This window comes from Paracoccus marcusii, from assembly GCF_006151785.1.
GTDB lineage: Bacteria > Pseudomonadota > Alphaproteobacteria > Rhodobacterales > Rhodobacteraceae > Paracoccus > Paracoccus marcusii.
The window spans coordinates 1-1,289 of record NZ_VDDD01000252.1; the positions used below are offsets into that span (position 1 = coordinate 1).

Here is a 1,289-nt window from a genome sequence, read left to right on the forward strand (position 1 = left end):
CCTCCGCGACCGCTGCCGCCCCGACCACTGCCACCCCGGCCGCTGTTGCCGCGACCGCTGCCACCCCGGCCGCTGCGACCGCTGGCGCCGCTGGCATGGGCCGCCCCGAACCCGACCAGGGTGGGGGCGGCATAGATCACGCCGGCGGCCCCTGCGGCCAGGCCCAGCTTGGCCAGAAGGCCGCGACGCGAGAGGCGGATATCGGACGTATCGGACATGGGCTTCTTCCTTTGTGTTGCCGGAACCGGTCCTGTCCGGTTCATGGATGCAACGGGCCGGCGGGGCGGCTTATTCCCCGCTGACGGAAAGAATCTGCGATCCTGCCTCGGGGCAGGCCGACGGCGACGCGACCATGCCGTGGCCGAACACCGGGTCGCGGCCCGGTGCGCCCAGATCGGCAGCGCAGCGGAACAACCGGTCGCGCGCATCCGTCGCGCTCAGCCCGTCGCGCGCCATGCCAAGCGCCAGTGCCGCCGACACGAAGGGCGCGGCATACGAGGTCCCCGACCGCAGCCGCCCCCCCTCGATCGAGGCGGCGGTCCACAGGTTCACCCCCGGCGCGGCCAGCGCGACATGCGGACCCCGCGCCGCCTGGCGATAGGGGGCACGGTCGGCATCGACGGCGGTGACGGCGATCACCTCGGGCCAGGCGGCGGGAAAGGCGGGGGCGGCGCCCGGCCCGCCGTTCCCCGCGGCCGCGACAAGGCCGATGCCCGCATCGCGCGCCTCGACCACGACCTGGCGCAGCACGGGGTTCGCGGGGCCGGAAAAGGACATGTTGATGACCTGCACCCGCGCCTGGATCAGCACGTCCAGCGCGTTCAGCAACGAGAACGCATCCGCCGCCGCCCCATCGGCGCGGCTGTGGAACGCCTCGACCGCGATCAGGTCGGCACGCGGCAGCAGGCCGGGGGCGCGACCCTGCGCATTGCCGATCAGAAGGGCCGCGACGGCAGTGCCATGCCGGCGCCCCGCCGCGTTCCGCCCGTCCAGGTCGACCTGGTTCACGCGCAGCGACTGGCCGCGCAACGCGGGATGGTCGGGATTGACACCCGTGTCGATCATGCCGATCCGCGGCCGGGCCTGCAGATCGGCAGGGCGCCAGCCGATCATCTGCTGGGCCGCGCAGTCCGCGCCGTCGCAGGTCAGGTCGTCGGGGCGATAGAGCGAATTCAGCGCCGCGGTCGATCCGGGCAGCAGGCGGGCGATCTCTGCCCGGGCCTGTGCCGGGTTGCGGCCCGGCGGCAGGCGCAGCCGGGCGGCGCGGCGCGCCAACGTCGCGTTGTCGC

General features: G+C 74.2%; 2 protein-coding genes. Both read right to left on the reverse strand.

Translation table 11 applies throughout. The annotated features are described in order from the left end of the window. The coding region (locus FHD68_RS18595; protein WP_208863818.1) for a hypothetical protein at positions 1 to 218 on the reverse strand (218 nt) is incomplete at its 3' end. A 70-nt stretch (positions 219 to 288) separates the two neighbouring features. Then, the coding region (locus FHD68_RS18600) for a S8 family serine peptidase (RefSeq protein ID WP_139086604.1) at positions 289 to 1,289 on the reverse strand (1,001 nt) is incomplete at its 5' end.